The organism is Nocardioides luteus (genome assembly GCF_015752315.1).
In the GTDB taxonomy this organism is placed as follows: domain Bacteria; phylum Actinomycetota; class Actinomycetes; order Propionibacteriales; family Nocardioidaceae; genus Nocardioides.
The window spans coordinates 3,911,758-3,938,535 of the sequence record NZ_JADOVJ010000001.1; the positions used below are offsets into that span (position 1 = coordinate 3,911,758).

Annotated in this window: 33 protein-coding genes; 16 read left to right on the plus strand and 17 right to left on the minus strand. The window is 70.5% G+C overall.

Going from position 1 to position 26,778, the window contains the following annotated elements:
• The first annotated feature begins 1 nt into the window (after position 1).
• Together HD557_RS18680 and HD557_RS18685 are read left to right on the plus strand one after the other, a co-directional pair.
• The gene (locus HD557_RS18680; RefSeq protein WP_196874967.1) at positions 2–472 is read left to right on the plus strand and encodes a thioredoxin family protein; all 471 of its coding nucleotides are present in this window, start codon (positions 2–4) and stop codon (positions 470–472) included.
• A complete protein-coding gene (locus tag HD557_RS18685) occupies positions 469–1,185 on the plus strand; it encodes a cytochrome c biogenesis CcdA family protein (protein WP_196874968.1) in 717 nt (238 codons plus the stop codon). The genes HD557_RS18680 and HD557_RS18685 overlap by 4 nt, the downstream gene beginning before the upstream one ends.
• Here the strand turns inward: HD557_RS18685 and HD557_RS18690 are convergent.
• From HD557_RS18690 to HD557_RS18715, 6 genes are all read right to left on the minus strand, one after another.
• A complete protein-coding gene (locus tag HD557_RS18690; protein WP_196874970.1) occupies positions 1,169–1,936 on the minus strand; it encodes a 2-phosphosulfolactate phosphatase in 768 nt (255 codons plus the stop codon). The two genes, HD557_RS18685 and HD557_RS18690, sit on opposite strands and share 17 nt — an antisense overlap.
• Positions 1,933–2,562 (minus strand): RdgB/HAM1 family non-canonical purine NTP pyrophosphatase, encoded by a 630-nt coding sequence (rdgB, locus tag HD557_RS18695; protein ID WP_196874977.1) that lies wholly within the window; start codon positions 2,560–2,562, stop codon positions 1,933–1,935. The genes HD557_RS18690 and rdgB overlap by 4 nt, the downstream gene beginning before the upstream one ends.
• Positions 2,552–3,259, minus strand: a complete 708-nt coding sequence (gene rph / locus HD557_RS18700) for a ribonuclease PH (RefSeq protein WP_008358602.1) — start codon at positions 3,257–3,259, stop codon at positions 2,552–2,554. Before rph ends, rdgB begins: the two co-directional genes overlap by 11 nt.
• A 9-nt stretch (positions 3,260–3,268) precedes the next feature.
• On the minus strand, positions 3,269–4,048 hold the full coding sequence (locus HD557_RS18705; RefSeq protein WP_196874978.1) for an SGNH/GDSL hydrolase family protein: 780 nt from the start codon (positions 4,046–4,048) through the stop codon (positions 3,269–3,271).
• Positions 4,049–4,121: 73 nt separating this feature from the next.
• A complete protein-coding gene (locus tag HD557_RS18710) occupies positions 4,122–4,961 on the minus strand; it encodes a hypothetical protein (protein WP_196874980.1) in 840 nt (279 codons plus the stop codon).
• Complete coding sequence (locus tag HD557_RS18715) at positions 4,958–5,887, minus strand: ABC transporter ATP-binding protein (protein ID WP_008358607.1); 930 nt, start codon at positions 5,885–5,887, stop codon at positions 4,958–4,960. The genes HD557_RS18710 and HD557_RS18715 overlap by 4 nt, the downstream gene beginning before the upstream one ends.
• A gap of 133 nt (positions 5,888–6,020) precedes the next feature.
• Here HD557_RS18715 and HD557_RS18720 point away from each other — a divergent pair, with 133 nt between their 5' ends.
• Positions 6,021–7,181: a sensor histidine kinase gene (locus HD557_RS18720; protein ID WP_307785662.1), complete on the plus strand. Its 1,161-nt coding sequence runs from the start codon at positions 6,021–6,023 to the stop codon at positions 7,179–7,181.
• Entirely contained in the window at positions 7,178–7,864 is a 687-nt protein-coding gene (locus tag HD557_RS18725) for a response regulator (RefSeq protein ID WP_196874983.1), read from the plus strand. The genes HD557_RS18720 and HD557_RS18725 overlap by 4 nt, the downstream gene beginning before the upstream one ends.
• Positions 7,865–8,005: 141 nt before the next feature.
• Here HD557_RS18725 and HD557_RS18730 read toward each other — a convergent pair whose 3' ends face one another.
• Together HD557_RS18730 and murI are read right to left on the minus strand one after the other, a co-directional pair.
• A complete protein-coding gene (locus HD557_RS18730) occupies positions 8,006–8,776 on the minus strand; it encodes an MBL fold metallo-hydrolase (protein WP_008358613.1) in 771 nt (256 codons plus the stop codon).
• On the minus strand, positions 8,773–9,630 hold the full coding sequence (murI, locus tag HD557_RS18735; RefSeq protein ID WP_196874985.1) for a glutamate racemase: 858 nt from the start codon (positions 9,628–9,630) through the stop codon (positions 8,773–8,775). The genes HD557_RS18730 and murI overlap by 4 nt, the downstream gene beginning before the upstream one ends.
• Positions 9,631–9,748: 118 nt before the next feature.
• On the opposite strand from murI, the gene HD557_RS18740 reads away from it, so the two are divergent.
• From HD557_RS18740 to HD557_RS18755, 4 genes are all read left to right on the plus strand, one after another.
• Positions 9,749–10,747, plus strand: coding sequence for an alkaline phosphatase family protein (locus HD557_RS18740; RefSeq protein ID WP_196874992.1), 999 nt, complete (start codon positions 9,749–9,751; stop codon positions 10,745–10,747).
• Between the two features lie 42 nt (positions 10,748–10,789).
• A complete protein-coding gene (locus HD557_RS18745; protein WP_196875000.1) occupies positions 10,790–11,803 on the plus strand; it encodes an alkaline phosphatase family protein in 1,014 nt (337 codons plus the stop codon).
• A gap of 74 nt (positions 11,804–11,877) precedes the next feature.
• Positions 11,878–13,113, plus strand: a complete 1,236-nt coding sequence (locus HD557_RS18750; protein ID WP_196875002.1) for an FAD-dependent monooxygenase — start codon at positions 11,878–11,880, stop codon at positions 13,111–13,113.
• A gap of 30 nt (positions 13,114–13,143) precedes the next feature.
• Complete coding sequence (locus tag HD557_RS18755; protein ID WP_196875004.1) at positions 13,144–13,488, plus strand: hypothetical protein; 345 nt, start codon at positions 13,144–13,146, stop codon at positions 13,486–13,488.
• 7 nt (positions 13,489–13,495) lie between these two features.
• Here HD557_RS18755 and HD557_RS18760 read toward each other — a convergent pair whose 3' ends face one another.
• The 3 genes from HD557_RS18760 to HD557_RS18770 form a co-directional block, all read right to left on the minus strand.
• Positions 13,496–13,792, minus strand: a complete 297-nt coding sequence (locus tag HD557_RS18760; RefSeq protein WP_008358624.1) for an addiction module antidote protein — start codon at positions 13,790–13,792, stop codon at positions 13,496–13,498.
• The gene (locus tag HD557_RS18765; RefSeq protein WP_008358626.1) at positions 13,782–14,105 is read right to left on the minus strand and encodes a type II toxin-antitoxin system RelE/ParE family toxin; all 324 of its coding nucleotides are present in this window, start codon (positions 14,103–14,105) and stop codon (positions 13,782–13,784) included. Before HD557_RS18765 ends, HD557_RS18760 begins: the two co-directional genes overlap by 11 nt.
• 177 nt (positions 14,106–14,282) lie before the next feature.
• Entirely contained in the window at positions 14,283–15,230 is a 948-nt protein-coding gene (locus HD557_RS18770; RefSeq protein WP_196875005.1) for a PLP-dependent cysteine synthase family protein, read from the minus strand.
• A gap of 90 nt (positions 15,231–15,320) precedes the next feature.
• On the opposite strand from HD557_RS18770, the gene HD557_RS18775 reads away from it, so the two are divergent.
• The 4 genes from HD557_RS18775 to HD557_RS18790 are packed head-to-tail and all read left to right on the plus strand — an operon-like array spanning position 15,321 to position 18,849.
• Entirely contained in the window at positions 15,321–16,256 is a 936-nt protein-coding gene (locus HD557_RS18775; protein ID WP_008358630.1) for an ABC transporter ATP-binding protein, read from the plus strand.
• Positions 16,253–16,996, plus strand: a complete 744-nt coding sequence (locus HD557_RS18780) for an ABC transporter permease (RefSeq protein ID WP_008358632.1) — start codon at positions 16,253–16,255, stop codon at positions 16,994–16,996. The genes HD557_RS18775 and HD557_RS18780 overlap by 4 nt, the downstream gene beginning before the upstream one ends.
• Positions 16,997–17,008: 12 nt before the next feature.
• On the plus strand, positions 17,009–18,223 hold the full coding sequence (locus tag HD557_RS18785) for a sensor histidine kinase (RefSeq protein WP_196875007.1): 1,215 nt from the start codon (positions 17,009–17,011) through the stop codon (positions 18,221–18,223).
• The gene (locus HD557_RS18790; protein WP_196875008.1) at positions 18,220–18,849 is read left to right on the plus strand and encodes a response regulator; all 630 of its coding nucleotides are present in this window, start codon (positions 18,220–18,222) and stop codon (positions 18,847–18,849) included. Before HD557_RS18785 ends, HD557_RS18790 begins: the two co-directional genes overlap by 4 nt.
• A gap of 4 nt (positions 18,850–18,853) precedes the next feature.
• On the opposite strand, the gene HD557_RS18795 is transcribed toward HD557_RS18790, so the two are convergent.
• From HD557_RS18795 to HD557_RS18805, 3 genes are all read right to left on the minus strand, one after another.
• Positions 18,854–19,129, minus strand: a complete 276-nt coding sequence (locus HD557_RS18795) for a MoaD family protein (protein ID WP_008358635.1) — start codon at positions 19,127–19,129, stop codon at positions 18,854–18,856.
• A gap of 32 nt (positions 19,130–19,161) precedes the next feature.
• Positions 19,162–19,590 carry a Mov34/MPN/PAD-1 family protein gene (locus tag HD557_RS18800; protein WP_008358636.1) on the minus strand — a complete coding sequence of 143 codons (429 nt, stop codon included), beginning with the start codon at positions 19,588–19,590 and terminating at the stop codon, positions 19,162–19,164.
• An 82-nt stretch (positions 19,591–19,672) separates the two neighbouring features.
• On the minus strand, positions 19,673–21,505 hold the full coding sequence (locus HD557_RS18805) for an ABC transporter ATP-binding protein (RefSeq protein WP_196875009.1): 1,833 nt from the start codon (positions 21,503–21,505) through the stop codon (positions 19,673–19,675).
• A 73-nt stretch (positions 21,506–21,578) separates the two neighbouring features.
• Here HD557_RS18805 and HD557_RS18810 point away from each other — a divergent pair, with 73 nt between their 5' ends.
• Positions 21,579–21,995 carry a MarR family winged helix-turn-helix transcriptional regulator gene (locus tag HD557_RS18810; RefSeq protein WP_196875010.1) on the plus strand — a complete coding sequence of 139 codons (417 nt, stop codon included), beginning with the start codon at positions 21,579–21,581 and terminating at the stop codon, positions 21,993–21,995.
• Here HD557_RS18810 and HD557_RS18815 read toward each other — a convergent pair.
• Together HD557_RS18815 and clpS are read right to left on the minus strand one after the other, a co-directional pair.
• Positions 21,984–22,574 carry a DUF2017 domain-containing protein gene (locus HD557_RS18815; protein WP_008358639.1) on the minus strand — a complete coding sequence of 197 codons (591 nt, stop codon included), beginning with the start codon at positions 22,572–22,574 and terminating at the stop codon, positions 21,984–21,986. The two genes, HD557_RS18810 and HD557_RS18815, sit on opposite strands and share 12 nt — an antisense overlap.
• Positions 22,574–22,867 carry an ATP-dependent Clp protease adapter ClpS gene (clpS, locus tag HD557_RS18820; protein ID WP_040755277.1) on the minus strand — a complete coding sequence of 98 codons (294 nt, stop codon included), beginning with the start codon at positions 22,865–22,867 and terminating at the stop codon, positions 22,574–22,576. The genes HD557_RS18815 and clpS overlap by 1 nt, the downstream gene beginning before the upstream one ends.
• A gap of 26 nt (positions 22,868–22,893) precedes the next feature.
• On the opposite strand from clpS, the gene HD557_RS18825 reads away from it, so the two are divergent.
• From HD557_RS18825 to HD557_RS18835, 3 genes are read left to right on the plus strand one after another with little or no spacing between them, the layout of a single operon-like run.
• Complete coding sequence (locus tag HD557_RS18825; RefSeq protein ID WP_196875011.1) at positions 22,894–24,186, plus strand: nicotinate phosphoribosyltransferase; 1,293 nt, start codon at positions 22,894–22,896, stop codon at positions 24,184–24,186.
• Between the two features lie 48 nt (positions 24,187–24,234).
• Positions 24,235–24,810: an isochorismatase family protein gene (locus HD557_RS18830; RefSeq protein WP_008358643.1), complete on the plus strand. Its 576-nt coding sequence runs from the start codon at positions 24,235–24,237 to the stop codon at positions 24,808–24,810.
• Between the two features lie 55 nt (positions 24,811–24,865).
• Positions 24,866–26,110, plus strand: coding sequence for an MFS transporter (locus HD557_RS18835; protein ID WP_008358644.1), 1,245 nt, complete (start codon positions 24,866–24,868; stop codon positions 26,108–26,110).
• A 19-nt stretch (positions 26,111–26,129) separates the two neighbouring features.
• Here HD557_RS18835 and HD557_RS18840 read toward each other — a convergent pair whose 3' ends face one another.
• Positions 26,130–26,726: a TetR/AcrR family transcriptional regulator gene (locus HD557_RS18840; RefSeq protein ID WP_196875012.1), complete on the minus strand. Its 597-nt coding sequence runs from the start codon at positions 26,724–26,726 to the stop codon at positions 26,130–26,132.
• Positions 26,727–26,778 lie beyond the last annotated feature (52 nt).

Below are 26,778 nucleotides of genomic sequence, written 5' to 3' on the forward strand. Positions count from 1 at the left end.
CGTGGCTGTGATCGCTCTCCTCCTGCTCGCCGCCGGGTGTGGCACCGACACCGATCAGGCCGGCGAGGAGGCCGCCGAGCCGGCCTCCTCGCCGGCCTCCTCGACGCCGTCGACCGCCGCGTCCGCTCCGGGCGAGACGCCCGCCGAGGATCCCGCCTGCGAGGGCCGCTACGCGGACTACTCCGCCGAGGCGGTCGCCGAGGAGTGCTACGCCGACACGATCCTCTTCTTCCACGCGCCCTGGTGCCCGGAGTGCCGCGGGTTCGAGGAGGCGATCAAGAGCGGCGAGGTGCCCGAGGGAGCACAGATCCTGAAGGTCGACTACGACTCCGCGACCGAGCTGCGCAAGAAGTACGAGGTGACGATCCAGTCGACCTTCGTGCGAGTCGACTCAACGGGTGAACGGGTCGCGCTGTGGTCGGGCTACGGCCAGGACAAGTCGGTCGACGCCATCCTCGAGAACACCCAGTGACGCTCCTGCTCGCGTCGTTCCTCGCCGGGGCGCTCTCGGTGCTCGCCCCGTGCGTGGTGGCGTTCGTGCCAGCCATGTTCTCCCGTGGCACCGGCGAGCGCCGCCCGTGGGTGGCGGTCGCCGCGCTCGGCGTCTCCGTCATCGTGTTCAGCGTCCTGCTCAAGTCGACGACCCTGCTGATCGACGTCCCGCCCCGGTTCTGGAGCACCGTCTCGGGCGTGATCGTGGCGCTCTTCGGCGTGGTGATGATCTGGCCCCGGCTGTGGGACGCGCTGGCGTTCCGCCTCGGCCTCGGCTCGCGCGCCCAGGAGCGCCTGGCCCGGGCGAGCGTCCGCCGCGGGATCGGTGGCGACATCCTCCTGGGCGCGAGCATGGGGCCGGTCTTCAGCGCGTGCAGCCCGACGTACGCCCTGATCGTGGCGGCGATCCTTCCGGCCGAGCCGTTGCGCGGGCTCGGCTACCTGGTCGCGTACGTCGCCGGCCTGACCCTGCTGCTCGCCGCGGTCATGGTGGGTGGCCGGGCGCTGCTGGCCCGGCTCCGGTGGGCGATCGACCCCGAGGGCACCTTCCACAAGGTGCTCGGTCTCGTCCTGGTCCTCATCGGCGTCGCGATCGCGACCGGTCTCGACAAGACCCTGCTCACGCTGCTGGTCGAGCGGGGGCTCTTCGACTGGCAGATCGGGCTCGAGGGCCGGCTCAGCACCGATCGGTGACCGCGTCCGCGGCGGCCCGGAACGACTCGCCACGCAGGAGCGGGACCACCGACGCGCTGTCCACCTCGGCGGCGACGACGACGTCCTCGGCGTAGCCCTTCGCGGTCAGCTCGCGGCCACCGGCACAGGCGTGGAGCGAGGCCGGGAGGTCGGCGGCACGGAACGCGTCGCGCGCCATCGCCGCCTCGGGCGAGAGGTCGTCGGGGTCGAGCGCGTCGAGGACGGCCCCGGCGCCCCAGAGGTCCTCGACCGCCGGCCGGAGCGTGCCGTCCGGCCAGCGCTCCCCCGAGGCGATGACAGCGATGCTGGCGCCGGCGGCGAAGCGAGGAGCAAGCCACCTGGCGACGGCAGTCCGGTTGCGGAGCGAGGCACCGACGACGGTGGCACCGCCCTCCGCGAGCAGGCTGCTGATCGTCGAGCCGTTGGGCGAGGGCAGGACCAGGCGCCCGACCCCGTCGGCATCGCGTAGCGACGCGGGCGAGAGCGAGGGCCGTCCCGGCACCGCGTCCTGACGCTGCACCGCGAGGACGGCGTCGCGCTCCTGTGCGTACGCCTCCGCCCGGTCGTCCCTCCACCGGAACGGGAACACCTCGATCCCGCGCTCGACCGCGACCGTCAGGGTCGTGGTGAACGAGAGCACGTCCACCACGACGGCGATGTCCGCGGGCCCGATCGCCTCGGCGCCCACCGGGCCCCAGTCGAGCCGGGCCCGGTAGGCGTGCTGGCGATGCTGGTCGTCGACGGCGCTCACGCGCCGAGCGCGGCGGCGATCTGCGGAGCGATCTCGCGCAGCGCACGGCCGCGGTGGGAGATGGCGTCCTTCTCCTCGATCGACAGCTCGGCCGAGGTACGTCCGTCCTCGGTGTCGACCGCGACGAACAGGACGTCGTAGCCGAACCCGCCGTCACCGCGGACCTCGCGGATGATCCGGCCGTCCATGCGGCCCTCGACGACGATCTCGCCACCGTCCCAGACGAAGGCGATCGCGCAGGCGAAGTGGGCGCCGCGGCGCTCGTCGGGGACGTCGGAGAGCTGTGCGAGCAGCAGCTCGTTGTTGCGCTCGTCCGACTTCGGTGGACCGCCCCAGCGCGCCGAGAGCACGCCCGGCATCCCGTTGAGCGCGTCGACGCAGAGACCCGAGTCGTCGGCGACGGTCGGCAGCCCGGTGGCCTTGAACCCGGCCCTCGCCTTGATCAGCGCGTTGCCCTCGAAGTCGGGCGCATCCTCGACCGGCTCGTCGTAGTGGGTGACGTCGTCGAGACCGACGACCGAGACACCGGGCACCAGCGGCGAGAGGATCCGGAACATCTCCCCCAGCTTCTTGGCGTTGCGCGAGGCGACGTGGACGCTGGGCTCGTTCGTGGGCTCAGCCGGCAAGTGCGGCCTCCTGCAGCTTGGTCAGGTCGGCGCAGCCCTTCTCGCCCAGCGCCAGCAGGGCGTCGAGCTCGGCGCGGTCGAAGGCGACGCCCTCGGCGGTGCCCTGCACCTCGACGAACTTGCCCTCGCCGGTCATCACGATGTTCATGTCGGTCTCGGCGCGGACGTCCTCCTCGTAGGGCAGGTCGAGGCGCGGCACACCGTCGATGATCCCGACCGAGATCGCCGCGACGGAGCCGGTCAGGGCCTTCGAGACGCCCAGCGAGGCCACCGCGTCGGCGAGCGCGACGTAGGCGCCGGTGATCGCCGCCGTGCGGGTGCCACCGTCGGCCTGCAGCACGTCGCAGTCGATGTTGATGGTGTTCTCGCCGAGCGCCTTGTAGTCGATGACGGCGCGCAGCGAGCGCCCGACCAGGCGGGAGATCTCGTGCGTACGTCCGCCGATCTTGCCCTTCACCGACTCGCGCGAGGAGCGCTCGTGGGTGGAGGCGGGCAGCATCGCGTACTCCGCCGTCACCCAGCCCAGCCCGGAGCCCTTGCGCCAGCGCGGCACGCCCTCGGAGGCCGAGGCGGCGCACAGGACGCGGGTCTTGCCGAACTCGATGAGGACGGAACCGGCCGCGTGGTCGAGCCAGTTGCGGGTGATCTTGATGGGGCGCAGCTCGTCGTCGGCGCGCCCGTCAGCTCGTGTGGTCACGAGACCACCCTATGCAACGGTCTCCCGCTTGGGTTCACCGCTGGGTCGCGCCCACGCCCGGCGCACGACCCACGGCCCCAGATCCCGTGCCCGGCGCCCCATCCACGGCACTCCCTCGCCCGCCATCCAGGCCAGGTCCTGCCGCCAGCCGGTCGGCAGCCCGCCGCCGGGCTCCAGCGAGGGCGGTTCGAAGGAGAAGCCGTACGCCACCAGCTGCTCCCCGAACGCACGGGCCATCCGCCGGTGGCCGAGCTCGGAGGGATGCAGCCGGTCGGCGGCCCAGAAGCGCCGTTCGTGCAGATCGGGAACGGCCCCCAGGTCGAGCCGCAGACCACCGTAGGTGGCATGGACCTCGTCCCAGATGGCGTTGAGATCGGCCGTACGCCGTTGGATCGACCGCTTCATCCAGCCCGGCATCGGCCACATCACCGAATGGTCGTGGAAGCGCGCCGTCATCAGCAGCGCGCCCTGGCCCGCGAGCGCGTCGGCGCAGGTCATCAGGTCGTTCCGGAGTCTCGCCGTGTCCCACGTCGAGCGCATCACGTCGTTGACCCCGACGATCAGCGAGGCCACGTCCGGCCGGTGCGCCACCGCGTCGGCGAGCTGCTGCTCGACCACGACGGTCGAGGTCGCGCCGATCACCGCGGTGTTGCAGAAGGAGATGTCGTACGTCTGTCCCAGAGCCTCGGCCAGCAGCCGGGCCCATCCTCGCCAACCCTCGACAGTCGGGTCGCCGAGCCCAACGGTGGCGCTGTCGCCCAGCGCCGCGTAACGCAGGTAGGTGCCCACGTCCGACAACGGTGACGGGGGTGGGTGCCGAAGCACCCACCCCCGCGTGTCGTGTCGCGAACAGTCCGATGAACTACTTCACCTCGGACTTGAGCACCCGGTAGGCGCCCAGCACGACCGGGACGACCACCCACAGGAAGATGCTGCAGATGAGCGCGAGCACCTGCTGCGTACCGGGGTCGGGAAGCTGGGTCCCGTCCGGCATCATGCCGCCGGCGCCCATGAACGGGGCCATCGCGTAGCCCATGTCGATGAACGGGATCAGGTCTGCGGCCCAGTCGAAGATGAAGTAGAGCGTGGACCAGACCATGAGCGGCAGGAGCAGCTGGTCGACGTAGACGACCACGATCGAGAACGGGGTGCTGAGCAGGCACATCGCGATGCCGAAGGCGCTCACGAAGTAGAGCAGCTGCTGCGCGATGGACCAGCCCAGGACCTGGCCGTCGATGGACCAGCTCGCGTCGTAGCCGCCGACCGCGGCGGCGAGGGCGTTGCCGACGATGCCGCACAGCAGTGCGACCGCGATCAGGGCGAGGGCGAACGCGACGACCGCGACCAGCTTGGCCGCCATCACCCGGAGCCGGCTCGGCTCGAGGCTGAAGGTCACCATGTTGGTGCGCTGGCCCCACTCCTGGGTGACGATCATGATCGCCAGCACCGGGGTGAGCAGCGAGAGCGGGATCGTCAGGATCGAGGACCAGGCCGAGAGGCCGAGTGAGAAGGTGTCGTTGAGCGCGGCCACCAGGACCACGATGCCCATGGCCAGCAGCAGCATGCCCGCCGAGATGATCAGCAGGGCACGACCGGCCCGGGTGTCGGTCATCTTGCGCCACTCGACCAGCAGGAGCCGGCCGAACGGCACCTTGGTCACCGCGGGGAGCGGGGTGGACGGCGCGACGGATACGGCGCTCATGCGGAGACTCCTTCGGCGTGGATCTGGGTGGTGCTCTCGCGCTGGGTCTCGGCGGTGAGCTGCAGGAAGATGTCCTCGAGGCCGGCGCCACCGTCACGCAGGTCGGTGAGCACGACGTTGGACTCCAGGGCAGCCTTGCCCACCTCGGCCGGTGCGGCCGAGACGCGCATGCCGGTGCCGAGCGGCTCGACGCTGTAGCCCTTGGCCTTCAGCGCGACGGTGAGCGCCTCGTTGTCCAGGGAGGTGACCAGCGACTGGCCGGCGGTGCCCTGGCTGGCGAGGATCGTGTCCTTGGTGCCCTCGGCCACGATGCGACCGTTGCCGATGAGGATCAGCTCGTCGGCGATCTGCTCGACCTCGTGCAGCAGGTGGGAGGAGAGCAGGACGGTGCCGCCGCGGTCGGCGTACTCCTTCAGCAGGCCACGCATCCAGCGGATACCGGCCGGGTCGAGGCCGTTCGCCGGCTCGTCCAGGATCAGGACCTTGGGGTCGCCGATCAGCGCGTGCGCGATGCCGAGGCGCTGCTTCATGCCGAGCGAGTAGTTCTTGATCCGGCGCTTGGCCTCCGACGGCGTCAGCGACACCAGCTCGAGCATCTCGTCGACGCGCGACTTGGGCAGGCCCATCGTCATCGCGGCGAGCGTGAGCACCTCACGGCCGGTGCGGCCGTCGTGCTGAGCGCTGGCGTCGAGCAGCACACCGACGTGGCGGCCCGGGTTGGGGAGGTCGGCATAGAGGCTGCCGTCGATCGTTGCCCGACCCTTGGTGGGGTTGGTCAGGCCGACCATGATGCGCATGGTGGTCGACTTACCGGCACCGTTCGGGCCGAGGAAGCCGGTGACTTTGCCGGCCTCGGCGGTGAACGACACGTCGTCGACCGCGGTGAAGGTCCCATAGACCCTCGTCAGTCCTTCGACTTTGATCATGGCCCACATCCTGCCGTGCTTCCGGCGCGGACTGCATCGGACATACGGATGACCTGCAACCCGACAAAAGTATGGGGCCGGTCCCAACCGCGGGATCCTGTCTGCCCGACCTCGGTTGACTAGCGTGTACGCCGTGCAGCAACCGCCACCCGAGGTCTATCAGCCACGCCTGAGCCTGTGGGGGCACGTGTGGCGGTATCTCCTTGCGCTGGGGATCAGCGCCATCGCCTTGATATCCAGCACCGACGGCTGGCCGGAGTGGCGCTTCCTGCTCGACCTCGGCCTCGGTGTCCTCTGCATGGTCCTGGTCTTCTGGCGCCGCCGTTGGCCGGTGGCGATCGCCACGTTCACCATCGTCGCCGGAGGGTTCTCGATCCTCTCCGCCGGAGCGTCGAGCCTCGCTCTGGTCTCGTTGGCGACCCGGCGCCGCTGGCGCGAGATCATCCCGATCTCCCTGCTCAACGTCGCCGCAGGCATGTTCTGGTTCGCGGTGATGGAGACCACCCCCACCGAGGAGATCCCCGGCATCCCGTTGTGGGGCTTCAACCTCGGCGCCAACGTGGTGATCATCGCCGCGATGGTCGCCTGGGGCATGTACATCGGCTCGCGGCGCGAGCTCATCGCCACGCTCCGGCTCCGTGCCGAGACGGCCGAGGCCGAGCAGTCGCTGCGCGTCTCCCAGGCCCGCGAGACCGAGCGCCGGCGGATCGCCCGCGAGATGCACGACGTGCTCGCCCACCGCATCTCCCACATCTCCATGCAGGCCGGGGCGCTCGCCTACCGCGAGGACCTCTCCGCCGACCAGGTCCGGGCCGAGGTCGGCACCATCCGCGAGGGCGCCCACCGGGCCCTCGAGGACCTCCGGACCGTCCTCGGCGTGCTGCGCGGCAACGGCGAGGACCCCGAGACCGCGCCCCAGCCCACGTACGCCGATCTGGGCCGTCTCGTCGAGGAGGCCCGCACGGGCGGCATGAACATCACCTTCACGGACGACGTCGAGGGCTCGCCGCCGGAGACGGTGGGGCGGTCGATCTACCGGGTCGTGCAGGAGGGCATCACCAACGCCCGCAAGCACGCTCCGGGAGCGCTGCTGGAGGTCGCGCTGAGCGGGTCCGAGGAGCACGGTATCGACGTACGCCTGCGCAACCGGCTCGGCTTCGACTCGAACACGCCCGGCGCCGGCCTCGGCCTGGTCGGGCTCACCGAGCGCGTCGACCTCGCGGGCGGACACCTCACGCACCGTACGGAAAAGGATGTCTTCATTCTCGAAGCATGGCTACCGTGGGGCCAGTGAGCAGCCCAGGGACCAGCCCAGAGACTCCGGTCACGATCAAGGTCGGGATCGTCGACGACGACCCGCTCGTGCGCTCGGCCCTCGGGCTGATGCTCGGCGGCCAGGCCGACATCGAGGTCGTCGGCGAGGCGACCGACGGCCAGGAGGCACTCGCCCTGGTGCGTACGTCAGCCCCTGACGTGGTGCTGATGGACATCCGGATGCCGCGGATCAACGGCCTCGACGCGACCCGTCGGGTCCTGACCGAAGCCCGGCCGCCACGGGTGATCGTGCTGACCACCTTCGGTGCCGACGAGTACGTCGTGGACGCGCTCGCCGCGGGCGCCGAGGGGTTCCTCCTCAAGGACACCCCGCCGCCGGAGATCGTCGCGGCGATCCGCGCGGTCGCGGCGGGCGAGCCGATCCTCTCCCCCAAGGCCACCCGCACCCTGATCACCCGGCTCCGCGCCGAACCGACCGGCGACCGCGCCGCTGCCGCCGGCCGCCGCCTCGAGGCGCTCACCGAGCGCGAGCACGAGGTCGCGCTCGCCGTCGGGCGGGGGCTGAGCAACGCCGAGATCGCCAAGGAGCTCTACCTCTCCATCCCGACCGTCAAGGCGCACGTCTCGCGCCTGTTCGACAAGCTCGGCGCCACCAACCGCGTGCAGATCGCGATCACGGTCCACGACGCCGGGCTGGTCTGAGCCGCCGGCCTAACCGCTGGTCGAGCCGCCGGAGCCGCTAGGCGGAGGCGTGTCGAGACCAACACAGTCCCCTCGGTGCTCGACCAGACCGTGTTGGTCTCGACACGCTCGCTTCGCTCGCGGCTCGACCAACGAGGGCGGTCAGATCTCGTAGATCGACCCCGTCGCCGCCAGCTCCGTCGGACCGTCGTACGCCGAGCGCGCCTCGCGGAGGGCGTCGGCGGAGTCGTGCCAGGGCGGGACGTGGGTGATGACCAGCTTCTTCACATGTGCCTTGGTGGCGTACTCCCCCGCATGGACGCCGGTGATGTGCACCCCGGGCGGGTTCTCGACGCCGTCACGGAAGGCCGCCTCGCACAGGAACAGGTCGGCCTCGGTGGCGATGTCGAGGAGCGCCTCGGTCTCGGCGGTGTCGCCGCTGTAGGCGATGACCTTGCCGTGCGCCTCGATCCGCAGCCCGTACGCATCGACCGGATGCTCCACGGCCGTCGGGGTGATCACGAACGGACCGAGATGGATCGGCCCGGTGTAGGTCGAGAACGCGAACTCCTCGCGCATCCCGGGGCGCTTGGGCAGGTCGTAGGCCTTCGCCAGCCGCCGCCCGGTGCCCTTGGGGCCGTAGACCGGTATGGGCGGCTGCGGGCCGGTCGGGTGCCACTTGCGGAGCACGTAGTAGGAGGTCATGTCGACGCAGTGGTCGGCGTGCAGGTGCGAGAGCAGGACCGCGTCGATCAGCAGCGGGTCGACGTAGCGCTGCAGGACGCCGAGCGCCCCGTTGCCCATGTCGAGCACGATCCGCCAGGTCCGCCCCTCGGAGTCGTCGGCCTCGACGAGGTAGCAGGAGGCGGGGCTGTCGGGCCCGGGATAGGAGCCCGAGCACCCGATGATCGTCAGCCGCATCCCGGAGGTCATCCCATCCCTCCGGCGAACTGCTGGGCAGCCGCCAGCTCCGGGCCGAGGAACCGGGCACCGATCGCCTTGAACTCGGCAGGGTTGCCGGTGGTGAGGAACGTGTAGGTCGGCTCGCCGCCCTCGCGCATGAGGTCGTTCTCGGCCAGGACGCGGTAGACGTCCTTCGCCGACTCCTCGGCGCTGCTGACCAGCGTCACGTTGTCGCCCATCACATAGGAGATCACACCAGTCAGGAGCGGATAGTGGGTGCACCCGAGGATCAGCGTGTCGACCCCGGCGCTGGTCAGCGGGTCCAGATATTCGTGCGCGGCGGCCAGCAGCTCGTCGCCGCCGGTGACGCCGGCCTCGACGAACGGCACGAACTGGGGGCAGGCCCGGGTGTGCAGCGAGACGTGGGGCGCCGCGGCGAAGGCGTCGTCATAGGCCATCGACTCGGCCGTCGCGTGCGTGCAGATGACCCCGATGCGACCGGTGCGGGAGGCGGCCACGGCACGACGCGTCGCCGGCAGGATCACCTCGACGACGGGCAGCGGTTTGTAGCGCTCGCGGGCGTCGCGCAGCATCGCGGCGGAGGCCGAGTTGCACGCGATGACCAGGGCCTTCACGCCCTGCTCGACGAGATGGTCGAGGCACTCCAGGGCGTACTCGCGCACCTCGGCGATCGGCCTGGGGCCGTAGGGGGCGCGGGCGGTGTCGCCGACGTACAGGATCGACTCGTGGGCGAGCTGATCGATCACCGACCGGGCCACGGTGAGACCCCCGAAGCCCGAGTCGAAGATCCCGATCGGGGCGTCGCGGTCGGGCTGGGCTGAGCCCAAGGGCGAGGGCGAACCCAGGGACGAGACGGACTGCACAATCGTCAAGGCTAGGCCCAAACGCCGCGTAATCGCAGTGCTGGGGGTCACTCGAGACATACCCGAGATCCATCTCACGTTCATCAGCAGTGCGGATCGGTGTTGTTAACGTCCGGTCATGACGATTTCTCGGCGCTCGCTGGTGCTGACGGTGCTGATCGCCCTGCTGGCCGTCACCTTCGCGGTCGTGGAGCTGCCCGGGCGTCCCGCGCAGGCGGCGACCACGAAGCGGGTGCTGGCGATCTCCGTCGACGGGCTCAGCGTGACCGCGATCGAGCGGCTCGGCCCGGGACACCTGCCCAATCTCTACCGGCTGATGCGCGGCGGCGCCTCGACCCGCGAGGCGCGCAGCGAGTACGAGCAGAACGTCACCCTGCCCAACCACACCTCGATGGTCACCGGCCGCCGGATCACCCGGTCCGCCCACGGCCACGGCGTCACCTGGAACGACGACCGGCCCTGGATGACGGTGCAGGAGGCCGCCGGGCATCCGGTCTCGTCGGTCTTCAGCCAGGTCGGGCGGGCCGGCCGCAGCAGCGCCCTGTTCTCCTCGAAGTCGAAGTTCGGTCTCTTCGACCGGTCCTGGCCCTCGATCGACCGGTTCGTCGTCGACGGCGACGCCGACCTGGTCGAGCGGGCGGCCGCCGACCTGGTGAGGAACAAGCGCGCTCTCACCTTCGTCCACCTGGGCTCCCCCGACCACTACGGCCACCGCGACGGCGGGATGAGCGCGGCCTACCGCGCCTCGATCATCCGCACCGACGCCCGCATCGGCAGGCTGCTGAGGGCGATCGACTCCTCGACGGCGCTGAGGGGGTCGACGTACGTCATCCTCACCGCCGACCACGGCTTCAGGGCGACCGCCACCGACCACAGCGCCCACCTCTACGCCAACTACCGGATCCCGTTCGTCGTGTGGGGTCCCGGGGTCGCCCGCGGCGCCTCGCTCTACCGGCTCAACCCCGACTACCGCGCGCCGGGGACGACCCGGCCGACGTACGCCGGTGAGCAGCCGATCCGCAACGGCGACCTCGGCAACCTGGCCCTCGACCTGCTCGGCCTGGGCCCGATCCCTGGCAGCACCTTGAACTCAACCCAGTCACTAGACATTCGCTGAGCGTTCGCCCGGGGTGCCATCGGGTTCACTTAGGGTGTGCCGGTGCGTCGCCTCTTCCCTCTGGTCTCCGTCGGCATCTTCGTCGTCGTCGTGCTCGTCGTCGCGTTCACCGCGCTGCCGGACCGTGACGGTGGCGAGCGAGCGGAACGGGAGGCCACCCAGGCCGACCGCAAGGTGCTCGCGATCTCCATCGACGGGTTGAACCCGGATGCGCTGGCGGAGCTCGGGCCGGCGAAGACGCCGAACATCCACCGGCTGATCGACGAGGGCGCCTCGACGCTCAACGCCCGCACGGCCTACGAGAAGAACATCACCCTGCCCAACCACACCGGGATGGTCACAGGCGACCCGATCGACGCCGACGACGGCGGCCACGGCGTCACCTGGAACGTCGGCGACCCGTCGAGGTCGATCGCTCCGGACGAGGAGTCGGTGTTCACCGTGGCCCACGAGGCCGGGCTCAGCACCGGCGTCTTCGTGACCAAGCAGAAGTTCGAGCTGTGGCAGCGGGCCTGGGAGGACGACATCGACCTCTTCGTCCCGATCGACGACCACGACAAGCTGGTCCCGGAGGCGGCCGAGGACCTGGCCGACGAGCAGCGGGACCTCACCTTCGTACACCTCTCGCTTCCCGACGTCGCCGGGCACAAGTCGGGCGGGATGTCGCCGCAGTACCTCGACGCCGTCGAGGAGTCCGACGCGCAGGTCGGCGAGCTCCTCGACGTCATCGACGCCGATCCGGAGCTCGAGAAGGAGCTCGACGTCATCCTCACCGCCGACCACGGTTTCAAGCCCGGGATCACCAACCACTCCGAGAAGGTCTACGAGAACTACCGGATCCCGTTCATCGTGTGGGGTCCCGACGCCGGCGCCGGCGCGGATCTCTACGAGCTCAACTCCGACGACTACCGCGACCCGGGCAAGGACCGCCCCGGCTATGACGGCCCGCAGCCCGTACGCAACGCCGACCTCGGCAACCTGGCCCTGGATCTCCTCGGCCTCGGTCCCATCGAGACCAGCGACATCGGCAAGGACCAGACACTCGACGTCAAATGACGTTCTCGTAACCATCCACGCGCACATCGGGCCCTGAGGTACGTTTCGAACGTAATCTCCCGAAGGAGCGTGCGATGTCAGTCAGCCGGATCGCTCGGGCAGCTCTACGCCGGGACCGTCGTGCCCGGCGGGTCACGATCGTCGGCGCCGGGATCGGCGGCCTGACCCTCGCCGTCGAGCTGCGCCGCCGGGACATCGACGTCGAGGTGTACGAGTCCGCGACCGACCCGCACCCGACCGGCGACGCCGTGCTGCTCACCGCCAACGCGACCAGGCTCCTGGAGCGCCTCGGGCTCGAGCCTCGCCTCGGGGAGGCGTCGGCGACGGTCGACGGACTGGCCTGGCGCGACGGCCACACCGGTGCCGCGATCGGCCGGGTGCTCTCGGCCGAGGAGTACGCCGCGCGCTGCGGCGCGCCCTGCTACGGCATCCGTCACGCGGACCTGCAGGCTCTCCTGACCGAGGCCCTCGGCACCGACGGGCTCCATCTCGGCCACCGTCTGATCGACATCACCGACAGCGACGACGGGCCGGCGAGGCTGGAGCTCGCGGGCGGCGACCCGGTCGAGGCCGACCTCGTCGTCGGCGCCGACGGCGCCGCATCGATCCTGCGTCAGCACGTCGTCGGCTACGACGACGCCCAGTTCTCCGGCTGCGTGGCCTGGCGCGGGACCGTCCCGCGCTCGCGGCTCACCCTGCTTCCCGATCCCGGCCGCCTGCAGCTGTGGACGGGAGCCGACGGCCACCTGATGCATCATCCGGTCGGCGACGGCGACCATGCGTTCCTGCTGGTCAAGCGGCAGCTGGGACCCTGGGCGCCGGACTCGTGGTCGTGGCCGGCCGACCCCGACGAGCACGTCCACGCCTACGCCGGCTGGCATCCGGCCGTCGTCCAGATGATCTCCGCGGCGACGGCCTCCGAGCGCTGGGGCCTCTTCCACCGGCCACCCCTGACCACCTGGTCGCGCGGCCGGGTCACGCTGCTCGGCGACGCCGCCCACCTGATCCTCCCCCACCACGCCCAGGGCGCCGCCCAGGCGATCGAGGACGCGACCGTCCTCGCCGACTGCCTCGCCTCCGACGACGACTGGGACCGCGCCCGCGCGACCTACGAGCTACGCCGCCGCGACCGCACCCGCCGGATCCAGGCCGCCTCGGTGGCCGCCGCCGACGTCCTCCACCTCCCCGACGGTCCCCGCGCGCAGGCCCGCAACAAGCGGCTCGGGTCCCCCGATGCGTACGAGCGCCATCTCGCCTGGATCCACGAGCACGACGCGGCCGACCCTGCCCCGGGGCCCGGCGGCCCGTAACTCCGCGGCCCGCTGCCGCGTTGCCCGGTAGTGAGAGCCATCCTTGGCCCCAAGGGCTTCGTGGCGCTCGGCATCTGGGCGATGTACGCATCGGCCGTCGCCGTAGCGCTGGTGCAGCTCGGCTCCACCTCGGCGTCCGGCGGACTCGACTCCGGACGCCCGCTCGCCCCCGGCAGCCCCGAAGCCCTCATCGAGAGGCACGACTGCTGGAGCGCCGAGGCCCCGCGCGACATGATCGGCAGGCTCCCCGGCCACGCCATCGTCGCGACCGGCTCCACGCCGCGCTACGTCGACGCCCACCTCACCGGCAAGGCCCTCGACCAGGTCTTCTCCGGCGAGGACCACGGCCTCGTCGTCTACGCCTTCTGCCGCTGACGCGTCTCTAGGCGACTGCGTGCAGCTCGAACCGGAGGCCGAGCGCGTTCGTCACCTTGAGGATCGTCGACCAGGTCGGGTTGCCATCAGCGGAGAGCGCCTTATAGAGACCATCGCGGCTCATTCCGACCCGACGAGCGAGCTCGCTCATGTTCTGCGACCTGGCGATCACGCCGAGGGCACGAGGCACTGCAGTCGGGTCCTCCGCCGAGTCCTCGAGGGCGATCTCGAGATATGCGGCGATGTCATCGAGCCCGTTTACGTAGTCGGCAGCGTCGAAGCGCTGGTACTTCTCATTCGCCATCGTGCTCAGCGTCCTTGTCTGCGTGCCACTCTTGAGCCAGAGCGTGCGCTTTCGCGATGTCCTCGCTCTGCGTGGACTTGTCGCCTCCACAGAGCAGCAGGATCAGCTTCTCGCCGTCTTGTAGGTAGTAGACCCGGTATCCCGGGCCGTAGGTCAGCCGCATCTCCGATATGCCGTGGCCAACTGGCTTCACATCGCCGGGGTTGCCGTGGGCAAGCCGGTCGACGCGCGCCACGATGCGCAGTCGGGCTTGGCGGTCCCTCAGCTTCCTCAGCCATCTGTCGAAGTCGCCGGTCCTGACGACCTCGATCATTTGTCGACTATATCTGACACTCGAAGTGATTCCAAGCAATCATTCAAGGTCGAACCCACCCCTGTTGTCCGTCCGGACACCTCGGCGGTCGAGGCACACGGACGCTAGTCGTGCCCACCGACAGTTTGGGTGAGCGCTGGGGCCGGCCGCCAATCGACGCGGCAGATATGTGTGACCTCAGGCCCAGAGCTGGCCCTCGAGGCCTTCCTCGGCCTCGTCGATGGTGCCTTCGTACGCCCCGGTGGAGAGGTACTTCCAGCCGCCGTCGGCGACGACGAAGGCGATGTCGGCCTTCTCGCCGGCCTTGAGGGACTTGGCGGCCTGGGCGAGGGCGGCGTGGAGGATCGCGCCGGTGGAGATGCCGGCGAAGATGCCCTCCAGCTCCAACAGCTCACGCACGCGGCGGACGGCGTCGCGCGGACCGACCGAGAAGCGGGCGTCGATGAGGGACGCGTCGTAGAGCTCGGGGACGAAGCCCTCGTCCAGGTTGCGCAGGCCGTAGACGAGCTCGCCGTAGCGCGGCTCGGCGGCCACGATGCGTACGTCCGGCTTGGCGGCGCGGAAGTAGCGGCCGACGCCCATCAGGGTGCCGGTGGTGCCGAGCCCGGCGACGAAGTGGGTGATCGAGGGGAGGTCGGCGAGCAGCTCGGGGCCGGTGCCCTCCTCGTGCGCGAGCGCGTTGGCGCTGTTGCCGTACTGGTAGAGCATCTCCCAGTCGGGGTGCTCGGCGGCCAGGCGCTTGGCGACCCGGACGGCCTCGTTGGAGCCGCCGGCGGCGGGCGAGGAGACGATCTCTGCGCCCCACATCCGCAGCAGCTGGCGCCGCTCTTCGGAGGTGTTCTCGGGCATCACGCACACGATCCGGTAGCCCTTGAGCTTGGCCGCCATGGCCAGCGAGATGCCGGTGTTGCCGGAGGTCGGCTCCAGGATCGTGCAGCCCGGGCGGAGCCTGCCGTCCTTCTCGGCCTCCTCGACCATGCGAAGAGCCGGGCGGTCCTTGATCGAGCCGGTGGGGTTCCGGTCCTCGAGCTTGGCCCACAGACGTACGTCGGGCGAGGGCGAGAGGCGGGGCAGGCCCACCAGCGGAGTGCCACCGACCGACGCCAGCAGGTTGTCGTAGCGCATGGGGTCCATCGTCGCATCAACCGATCGGCTGATGCCTACTCGCGCCGATCGCCCGATCCGTGAGACCGCGCCACGCACCAGGCTGAACGTATGCATCAGGAGCGAGAACCAGCGGTCGTCGTGGACGGCCTGCGCAAGACCTATGGCGACAAGGTGGCGGTCGACGAGATCAGCCTGAGCGTCCACGAGGGCGAGATCTTCGGCATCCTCGGACCCAACGGGGCCGGCAAGAGCACGACCGTCGAGTCGATCGCCGGGCTGCGGGTCGGCGACCGGGGCCGGATCCGGGTCCACGGCATCGATCCGTGGACGGACCGCGCGGCGGTGACGGAGGTGCTCGGCGTACAGCTCCAGGAGGCGAAGCTGCAGCCGAAGATCACGGTCCAGGAGGCGCTGGAGCTGTGGAGCGCGTTCTACGACGACCCGGAGCCGTGGGCGCCGCTGGCCGAGCGGCTGGGACTCGGGGCCCATCTGCGGCAGCGGTTCGAGAACCTCTCCGGCGGCCAGCAGCAGCGGCTCTCGATCGCGCTGGCGCTGATCGGCCGGCCTCGGGTCGTCGTGCTCGACGAGCTCACCACCGGCCTGGACCCGCGGGCGCGCCGTGAGGTGTGGGACCTGGTCCGGGACGTACGCGACCGGGGTGTGACCGTCCTGCTGGTCACCCACTCGATGGAGGAGGCCCAGACGCTCTGCGACCGGATCGCCATCGTCGACGCCGGCCGGATCCGGGCGCTGGACACCCCGGCGGGACTCATCGACTCCGCCTCCGCCGCCACGATCACGACCTTCGAGACCTCGGTCGCGATCGACCTGGCCTCCCTGCGCGAGCTCGACGGCGTCACCGCCGCGCGCAGCGAGAACGGCACCGTCACCGTCGAGGGCGCCGAAGGGGTCGCGCTCGCGGTCATCGAGGCGCTGCGTACGCAGGGGGTGGCACCGCTTCGGCTGCGGGTCGCCGCCGGCAGCCTCGACGCCGCCTACCTCGACCTCACCGAGACCGTCACCGACATGGAGGTTCTCCGATGACCAGCCCGACCGTTGCCATGATCCGTACGGAGACCCGGCTCTTCGCCCGGGAGCGACTCTCGCTCTTCTGGATCCTCGCGTTCCCGACGTTGCTGCTCGTGGTGCTCGGGGTCGTGCCCGCCTTCCGCGAGTACAACGAGGACTTCGGCAACCGGCGGCTGATCGACCTCTACGTACCGACCACGGTGCTGCTCTCGATGATCATGGCGGCGATCATGACGATGCCGCCGACGCTGACCGGATATCGCGAGAGCGGGGTCCTGCGGCGGCTCGGCACCACCCCGGCCCGGCCGGCCTCGATCCTGCTCGGCCAGGTCCTGGTGCACGCGGTCGCGGTCGCGGCCTCGTCGGTGATCGTGCTCGTGGTCGGCCGGGTGGTCTTCGGGACGCCGCTGCCGGGATCGCTCCTCGGGTACGCGGCGGCCTACCTGCTGGCACTGGCCGTCTCGCTCGGGATCGGGACCGCGATCACCGCGGTCTCCCCCAACGCCAGGACCGGACAGGTGGTCGCGATGGTGGCCTTCATCCCCAGCATGTTCACCGCAGGGGTCTACTTCCCCGTCGAGGTCTTCGGCGGCCCCGTCCGTGACGTCATCTCGCTCACTCCGTACGGCGCGGCGTCGAACGCCCTCAACGACGCCGGCGCCGGGGCCTTCCCGCAGCTGATGGACCTCGCGGTGATGGGCGGCTGGGCGATCGTGCTCTACGTGATTGCCGTGCGCGCCTTCAAGTGGGAGTGAGAGGGTCTGGGCATGGACTCGGTCGTCGAGCACGATCAGCGCTGGGTGCGCAATCTCAAGGTGCTGCCCCTGGCGCTGACCGTGCTCGCCACGACCATCTGCATCGCGACGCTGCCGGTGCTGGGACCCAGCACTCTCGAAGGGCGAGTGGCGTTCGGCGGGCTGGTGGCGGCGGTCGCGGTGTGGTCCTGGTGGTGGGCCTATGTCCACGGCGGCCCGCACCCGGTCGCCTACATCGGGCGCACGCTGCTGATCGCCGTCCTCACCGTGATGCACCCGCTCTTCTGCATCGTCGCGTGGGTCGGCTTCCTGGACGCCTTCGACTCCTTCCGCGGCCGCCTGCGCTGGGTGGCGATGGGGGTGACGGCCGCGATCATGGCCGTCGGTCAGACCGGCGGACCGCCGCCCTACGACAACCCCTGGCAGGCGATGCTGCTGCCGCTGCTGTTCGTGGTCAACTTCGGGCTGGCGACGCTGATGGGCCACTACAGCGAGCACCTCGACGCCATCAGCCGGGAGCGGGGCGAGACGATCGTCCGGCTGGAGGACGCGCTCGCCGAGAACCACCGGCTCCAGGAGCAGCTCCTGGCCCAGTCGCGCTCCGCCGGCGTACGCGACGAGCGCGAGCGCCTCGCCCGCGAGATCCACGACACCATCGCCCAGTCCCTGGCCGGCGTCGTCGCCCAGCTCCAGGCCGCCCAGGGCTCCGCGGACGTCGAGGACGTACGCCGCCGGGTGGCCCGATCCACCGAGATGGCCCGCACCGCGCTGGTCGAGGCCCGCCGGTCCGTGCAGGATCTCGCCCCGGCCGAGCTGGCCGACGCGAGCCTCTCCGACGCGCTGTCGGCCCTGGTCGCGAGCTGGCGTGACGACCACGGCGTCGAGGCCTCCTTCGTCGTCGTCGGCGAGGCCACCGCGCTGCACTCCGAGGTCGAGGCGACCCTGCTGCGGATCGCCCAGGAGGCCCTCGCCAACGTCGCCAAGCACGCCTCCGCACGACGGGTCGGGGTCACGCTCACCTTCGACGGGTCCGAGGTCATCCTCGACGTACGCGACGACGGCTCCGGCTTCGACCCCGCCGCTCCGCGCCGCTCGTCCGCGTTCGGGCTCGGCGTGATGCGCGACCGCGCCCAGCGCCTGACCGGCACCTTCACCCTGGAGTCCGCCCCCGGCTCCGGCACCGCCGTCTCCGCCAGCATCCCCGCACTCCCCCGAGGACCTGCATGAACCCATCGATCAAGATCGTGGTCGCCGACGACCACCCGGTCGTACGCGACGGGGTGGTCGGGGTGCTCCTCGCCCAAGGTTTCGAGGTCGTCGGCCAGGCCGGCGACGGCGAGGAGGCGCTGGCCCTCGTCGAGACGCTCCATCCGGACGTCCTCGTCCTCGACCTCCGGATGCCCGGCACCAGCGGCGTCGAGGTGATCGAGCGGCTCCGCGCCAAGGAGTCGCGGACCGGGGTACTCGTCCTGACGACGTTCGACACCGACACCGACGTGGTCGCCGCGATCGAGGCCGGGGCGACCGGCTACCTGCTCAAGGACGCCCCCACGACAGACCTCGTCGAGGCCGTCCGGGCGACCGCGGCCGGCGAGACCGTCCTCTCCCCCGCGGTCGCGACCCGGCTGGCCTCCCGGCTCCGCTCACCGGGCCCGTCGGCCCAGCTCAGCCCGCGCGAGCGCGAGGTGCTCACCCTGGTCGCCCGCGGCACCACCAACCGCGCGATCGCCGCCACGCTGTTCGTCAGCGAGGCGACGGTGAAGACCCACCTGGGTCACATCTTCGACAAGCTGGGGGTCACAGACAGAGCAGCCGCGGTCGCACGAGCGTACGACCGCGGCATTCTGGGCTAAGAGGTCAGCAGCCGCCGGCGACCGCAGGCAGCACGACGACCTGGTCGCCGTCCTTGAGCTCGGCGTCGAGACCGCCGATGAAGCGTACGTCCTCGTCGTTGATGTAGACGTTGACGAAGCGGCGCAGGTCACCGTTGTCGATGAGGCGCTCCTTGATGCCGGAGTGGTTCGCCTCGAGGTCGTCGATGAGCGCGCTCAGGGTCTTGCCCTCGGCGCTGACTGCCTTCTCACCGGCGGTGTAGGTGCGGAGGATGGTCGGGATCTTGACCTCGATGGCCATGGGTTCGTTCTCCTAGATGTAGGTGGTGCGCGTCACGACAACGTCGGGACGATGTTGATTTCTTCCTCGGTGACGTTGCCGTCGACGATCCGGTAGGACCGGAACTCGACCGGACCCTCGTCGTTTCCGTGCTCACGGGTGCTGACCAGCACGTAGTGGGCGTTCGGCTCCATCGCCAGCCCGATGTCGGTGCGGGAGGGGTAGGCCTCGGTGGCCGTGTGGGAGTGGTAGACGACCACCGGCTCCTCGTCGTTCGCGTCCATCTCCTTGTAGAGCTGGAGCAGATCGGTCGAGTCGAACTCGTAGAAGGTCGGCGAGCCGGCGGCGTTGATCATCTCGATGAACCGCTCGGGCCGGTCGGACCCCTCGGGGCCTGCGACGATCCCGCACGCCTCGTCGGGATGGTCGCGCTTCGCGTGGGCGACGATCGCGTCGTACGTCGCCTGGTCGATGGTCAGCACGGGATCAGCCTAGGCGGACCTGGGCCGGCTCCTGAACGTGACCGGCACTCGGACTCCCGCCGGCCGAGCCCTGCCGACCGTGCTAGGCGGCGACGGTCAGCCCGCCTCGCACGAGGTCGGCATAGGCACCGCCCCGCAGCAGCAGCTCCTCGTGGGTGCCGACCTCGACGACCCGGCCGTGGTCGAGGACGGCGATCTGGTCGGCGTCACGGACGGTGGAGAGCCGGTGGGCGATGGTGATCGTCGTACGCCCCTCCGCCAGGCGGTCCAGGGCAGCCTGCACCTCCCGCTCGGTGGTGTTGTCGAGCGCCGAGGTGGCCTCGTCGAGCACGAGCACGCGCGGGTCGCGCAGCAGGGTGCGGGCGATCGCCAGCCGCTGCTGCTCGCCGCCCGAGAAGCGGTGGCCGCGGGAGCCGACCAGGGTGTCGTAGCCGTCGGGGAGCTCGACGATCAGATCGTGGATCCGGGCCGCACGGGCGGCCGCCTCGATCTCGGCGTCGCTCGCCTCGGGACGGGCGTGGCGCAGGTTGTCCCGGACGCTCGCATGGAGCAGGTAGGTCTCCTGGGTGACCATGCCGACGTTGGCGGCCAGGTCGGCCAGGTCCAGGTCGCGCAGGTCGATCCCGTCGATCATCACCCGGCCTGAGGTCGGGTCGTGCAGCCTCGCGACCATCCCGGCCAGCGTCGACTTGCCCGAACCGGTCGCCCCGACCAGCGCCAGCGAGCCGCCCGCGGGCACCCGCAGCGAGATGTCCTCGAGGACCGGGTGCGAGCCGTCGTAGGTGAACCCGACGTCGTCGAAGACGACCTCGCCGCGAGCCTCACCCAGAGGCACGGGCGAAACAGGGTCGTCGATCTCGACCGGCAGGTCGAGATACTCGAAGATCCGGGAGAAGAGCGCCAGCGAGGACGTGACGTCGACCCCGACGTTGAGCAGCCCCATCAGCGGCCGGAAGAGCGAGCCCTGCAGCGAGACGAAGGCGACCAGCGTACCGATCGTCAGCGCACCGGAGGTCGCCGGGAAGCCGGCCGCGAGGTAGAGCGCGGCGGGAACCGCGGCGAAGACCACCTGCATGGTCGCCATCCGCCACCGTCCGGCGAGCTGGCTGCGTACCTCGAGGCCGACGAGGTCGTGAGAGGTCTGCTCGAAGCGGGCGGCCAGGGCCGGCGCGGCTCCGAGGGTCTTGGTCAGCAGGATGCCGCTGACCGAGAGCCCCTCCTCGACCTGCACGTGCAGGTCGGCCATCCTGGCCTGCCGCTGGGTGGTCACGGCGTAGCGCATCTGCGCCACCTTGCGGGTGGTCCACACCGCAGGCGGCAGCACCACCAGGGAGATCAGCGCGAGCCGCCAGTTGAGCGCCATCATCGCCACCACGGTGCCGGCCACGACGGTGACGTTGGCCGCGATCGAGGTCGCGGTGGAGGTGACCACCGACTGCATCGAGCCGATGTCGTTGACCATCCGCGACTGGACCTCCCCACCCCGCGTACGGGTGAAGAAGTCGAGCGACTGGCGCTGCAGGTGCCCGAAGAGGTCGGTACGCAGCCGGTGCATGACCCGCTGGCCGATCTCGGTCGAGATCAGCGTCTGGGCGACCCCGAGGGCGGCGGAGGCGATCGCGACGAGCACCATCGCGGCGACGCTGAGCAGCAGCAGCGAGGTGTCACGCTCGGGCAGGGCGGTGTCGATGACGTGCTTGACCAGGAACGGCTGCGCCAGCCCGATCACCGAGCTGACCACGATCAGCGCCACGACGAGAAGCAGGCGCCCTCGGTAGGGCGCGAAGAGGCGCGCGATCCGGCGCAGCGAGACCGGCTTGGCCTCGAGCTGGGCGCGGTCGGCGCGCTTGTTCTGGGGGTCACGGCCGTCGCGGCCGGACTCGCGGGAAGACTTGTTGGGGTGCGGGTCACTCATCCGAACACCTCGATCCTGATTACTGAGGTTGACTCACAATGAGGCAAACCCACGATGGGTTAGAGTTATTCCCGTGGACGAGACCGCCGACCTGCTGATGGCGGCAGCCCGCACCCTCCGTCGGCGCTTCGGCGCCGCCACGGCCCGGTGGGGCATCACCCCGTCGCAGAGCCGAGCGCTGCGCATCGTGCTCGCCGCCGACGAGCCGATCCGGCTCTCGGCACTGGCCGAGCGACTGCACATCGTGCCCAGGTCGGCCACCGAGGTCGTCGACGGCCTCGAGGGTCACGGCCTGGTGGCGCGGCAGCCCGACCCGGCCGACCGCCGGGCGGTCTGCGTGGTGGCGACCGAGGAGGGCGTACGTCTCGGCCGGAAGATCGACAAGGCCCGTCAGGAGGCGGCCGACGAGTTCCTGGCCGTCCTTCCCGACAGCGACCGGGAGAGCCTGCGCACGATCCTGGTCAGGCTGACCGCCGACTCACTCCGCTGACCACAGCGCTTCGACGATGGTCTCCTGCAGGATCCCGACCCACTGGTAGATCCCGTAGACCTGGCCGGCGGGGTCGTCCTCGGGCAGGGAGTCCCAGAAGTCCTCGTCGCCCTCCTCGACCCCGAGCCGGGTGGCGAGCGCCAGCCGGATGTCGGTGAAGGAGCGCATCCACGCCTCGGCGTCGGCGATCGGGAGCTCGACGTCGATGACCAGCCCGTCCTCGTCGAGCTCGGGCGGGAGCCCGGCCTCCTCGAGCGAGTCGATGATCGTCGAGGCGGCCCGCGCCTTGCCGTCGCGCAGCCCGCCCTCGGTGAACCGCCGGAACTCCCCGGCCGCCTCGGTGTCGTCGCCGTAGGCACTCGGGAAGAGCCGCTTCAAGACCGGATCCTCCGGCTCCGTGGTCGGTCCCGAGAAGTCGAGCAGCGCCTCGAGCGGGTCGTCGCTCTCGGCGGGCGCGGCGACCTCGTTGCGCAGCAGCTCGACGAGCTGGGAGGCCAGCGAACGCAGCAGATCGGCCTCGAATCCGGAGAAGGTCGCGATGATCTGCTTGCTGCGGCGGTGGTAGCTGAACCCGCCCATCAATCCTGCTTCTCCAAGGTCGCCCAGAGACCGTATTCGTGCATCGCCTGCACGTCGCGCTCCATCTCCTCGCGAGACCCGGAGGAGACGGCCGACTTGCCGTCGTTGTGCACCTCCATCATCAGCTTCTCCGACTTCTTCTTGGAGTAGCCGAAGTACTTCTGGAAGACGAAGGTGACGTAGGACATCAGGTTGACCGGGTCGTTCCAGACGATGGTCACCCACGGGGTCGCGGGCGCGACGAGGTCGTCGACCTCGGGCTCGTCGAGCTCCACAGGGCTTGGCGCGCTCATACAGTCCATCGTGCCACGATGTGCTCGTGGACTCGACAGCGGACTCGACCGCGCTCCTGACAGATCACTACGAGCTGACCATGCTCCAGGCCGCCCTGAAGGCGGGCACCGCGGAGCGCCGCGCCGTCTTCGAGCTGTTCCCCCGGCGCCTGGCCGGCGGGCGGCGCTACGGCGTCGTCGCCGGGGTCGGCCGGGCCCTCGACGCGATCGAGGCGTTCCGCTTCGACTCCGAGCAGCTGGCGATCCTGGAGGGCGTCGTCGACGGCCCCACGCTGGAGTGGCTGGCCGGCTACCGGTTCACCGGCGACGTCTGGGGGTACGCCGAGGGCGAGACCTTCTTCCCGCAGTCGCCGCTGCTCGTGGTCGAGGCCAGCTTCGCCGAGGCGGTCGTCCTGGAGACGGTGCTGCTCTCGATCTACAACCACGACTCGGCCATCGCCACCGCGGCCTCCCGGATGACGCTGGCCGCCGGCGAGCGCCCGTGCATCGAGATGGGCTCGCGCCGCACCCACGAGGCCGCCGCGGTCGCCGCCGCCCGCGCGGCCTACGTGGCCGGCTTCACCGCCACCTCCAACCTGGCTGCCCGGGCCCGCTTCGGCGTACCCACCACCGGCACCTCCGCACACTCCTTCACCCTCCTGCACGACACCGAGGAGCAGGCCTTCCGCGCGCAGGTCGCCTCGCTCGGCAAGGGCACCACGCTGCTGGTGGACACCTATGACATCGCCGAGGCGGTGGCGAAGGCGGTCGAGATCGCCGGTCCCGAGCTCGGTGCGGTGCGGATCGACTCCGGCGACCTGGGGCTGCTCGCCCACGACGTACGCCGCCAGCTCGACGACCTCGGCGCCACCGAGACGAAGATCATCGTGACCAGCGACCTGGACGAGTACGCGATCGCCGCCCTGGCGGCCGCCCCGGTCGACGGCTACGGCGTCGGCACCCAGCTGGTCACCGGCTCCGGCCACCCCACCGCCGGGTTCGTCTACAAGCTGGTCGCCCGCGAGGGCGCCTCCGGCGAGCTGGAGCCGGTCGCCAAGAAGAGCGCGTCCAAGACCTCGATCGGCGGCCGCAAGTACGCCCTGCGCCGCCGCAACCGCAAGGATGTCGCCGACGCCGAGGTGATCGGCATCGGCACCGCTCCTGAGGGCGACAACAACGACCGTCCCCTCCTCACCCAGCTCGTGCGCAAGGGTGAGGTCGTCGGTCGCGAGCCCCTCGACGCGGCTCGCGACCGCCACCGGGCCTCGGTCGCGGAGCTCCCGGTCATCGCCCACTCGCTCCTCAAGGGCGATCCCGCGATCCCTACCCAGTTCATCTGATCGCACGCCGCCCGGCCGGATGTACCGTCACCGTCTACGCTGGCGAGCATGACGCGTGCACTGATCGTGGTCGACGTACAGAACGACTTCTGCGAGGGCGGGTCCCTGCCGGTCGACGGCGGGGCCCGGGTGGCCTACGACATCGGTCAGCTGCTGCGCGAGCGGGCGGCGAGCAAGGAGCCGGACCAGACGTACGGGCTGGTCGTGGCCACCAAGGACCACCACATCGACCCGGGCGACCACTTCGGCAACCCGCCGGACTACGCCAACTCCTGGCCGGCGCACTGCGTGGTCGGCACCGACGGGGAGGCCTTCCACCCCAACCTCGACCCGGTCACCTTCGACGAGATCTTCCGCAAGGGCGAGTACGCAGCGGCCTACTCCGGCTTCGAGGGCGCGGCCACCGGCGGCACCACCCTGACCGACTGGCTCCGCGCCCAGGGCGTCGAGGAGGTCGACGTGTGCGGGCTGGCGACCGACTACTGCGTACGCGCCACCGCGCTCGACGCACGGGCGGCCGGATTCCACACCAGGCTGCTCTCCGACCTGGCCGCGGGAGTGGCCGCAGCGTCGACCGCGACGGCGATCGAGGAGATGCGAGCGGCGGGGATCGCGGTCTCGTGACAGATTTGGGAATTTTCAGCAGATAGAGATCGCCCGAAGGTCTATTGTCTCTCGAATGGCTCGGATCTCGGCGACAGCCCCACTTCGCGAACCCCACTTCCGATGGTTCTTCGCGTCCCGCTCGATCAACATGGTGGGCAACTTCATGGCGCCCGTCGCGCTCGCCTTCGCCGTCCTGGAGGTGAGCGACGCGCCGATCGCGATCGGCGCCGTCCTCGCGGCCCGCACCATCCCGATGATCGTCTTCATGCTCATCGGCGGCGTGCTCGCCGACCGGATGGGTCGGGCCCGGATCCTGTTCGCCTCCAACCTGATCTCCGGCCTGAGCCAGGCGGCGGTCGCCGTTCTGGTCATCGCCGGGGTCGCCGAGCTGTGGCACCTGATCGTCCTCTCCGCCCTCAACGGCATCGTCTCCGCCGCCGGCCTGCCCGCCCAGCAGGGGATCATCCCGCTCGTGGTGCCCCGCACCATGCTGCAGGAGGCCAACGTGCTGATGTCGCTGACGCGGGCGGTGGTCGCGGTCGCCGGCCCCGGCACCGCCGGCCTCCTCGTCCTCAGCGTCGGCGCGGGCTGGGCGCTCGCCCTCGACGCGGCCACCTGGATCATCGCCGCGCTGCTGTTGCTGCCGGTCAAGCTCAGCGGGTCGGTCGGCAAGGCCTCGGTGATCGGCGACCTGCGCCTGGGCTGGGACTACTTCCGCACCACGAGCTGGTTGTGGCTCTGCGTCGGCGCCGCGACGATGCTCAACGCGCTCTACGAGGGTGGGCTGCTCACCCTGGGCCCGCAGCGTGCCGAGGGATCGTCGCTGGGCGCGGGCGGCTGGGGTCTGATTCTCACCTTCCAGGGCATCGGCGTGCTCGCCGCGACACTCGTGCTGATGAAGGTCCGGCTCGAGCGGCCGCTGTTCTACGGCATGATCGGGATGGCCCTGTTCGGGCTGCCGATCGCGGCGCTCGGGTTCTCCACCGACCTCGGCGTGCTGCTACCCGCGGCCACCCTCTCCGGCGCCGGCATCCAGGTCTTCAGCCTCGGCTGGCAGCTGTCGATGCAGGAGAACGTCCCCGGCGAGCTGCTCTCCCGCGCGTCCTCCTACGACCAGCTGGGCACCTATATCGCCATCCCCGTCGGGCAGCTGGCGATGGGGCCACTGGCTGCTGCGTACGGGATCGAGAACATGCTCGCGATCGCCGGCATCGCCTATGTGGTGATCTCGCTGGCGACGCTGCTGAGCCCGGCCGTACGCGGCCTGAACCGGGTCTCGTTCCCCTCCGCCGAGCGCAACGGCGCCCCGGCCCACTGACCCCGGCGCCAAGGGCGCACTAGGGTCTCGCGCTCTCCAGCAACGACCGCAGCAGGTCGACCAGGCTGGCGACCGACAGGTCGGGGTCGAACGCACGCTGCACACCCAGCCCGATGCCGAGGGAGAGCAGCTGGACGGCGGCCTCCTCGGCCGGTGAGGGCAGCGTGAGGCCGAGCTCGTCGGCCTGCTGCTCGATGAGGCCGGCGACCGCCGCGGTCAGCTCGCGGCGCCTGTTGGCGAGCTGCTGGCTCACGCCCGGGACGCGACGGGTGCTGGTCGCGAACTCGACCTCGAGCGCGGTCCAGCCGACGTCACCGATGTTGGCCTCGGCCCACGCCGCGAAGGCGTCGATCCGGCCCTCGACGGTCTCGATCCCGTTGACCGCGCTCGCCAGGGACAGCGCCCGCTCCTGATGGATCACGTCGAGCACGGCCAGGCCGAGATCGTGCTTGGTCGCGAAGTTCGAGTAGACGGCGCCCTTCGAGTAGCCCGCCTCGGCGGCGACCTTGTCGAGCGAGGTCGCGTTGTAGCCGTCCGAGAGGAACAGGCGATGTGCGGTCTGGACGAGTCGCTCCCGCGTCTGCGCGTGCGACTCCTTGCGCGTGATCCGGCCCACGGCCCAGATCTTACCAGCCAGACCTACCGTCGGTATTCAAATACCGTTAGTA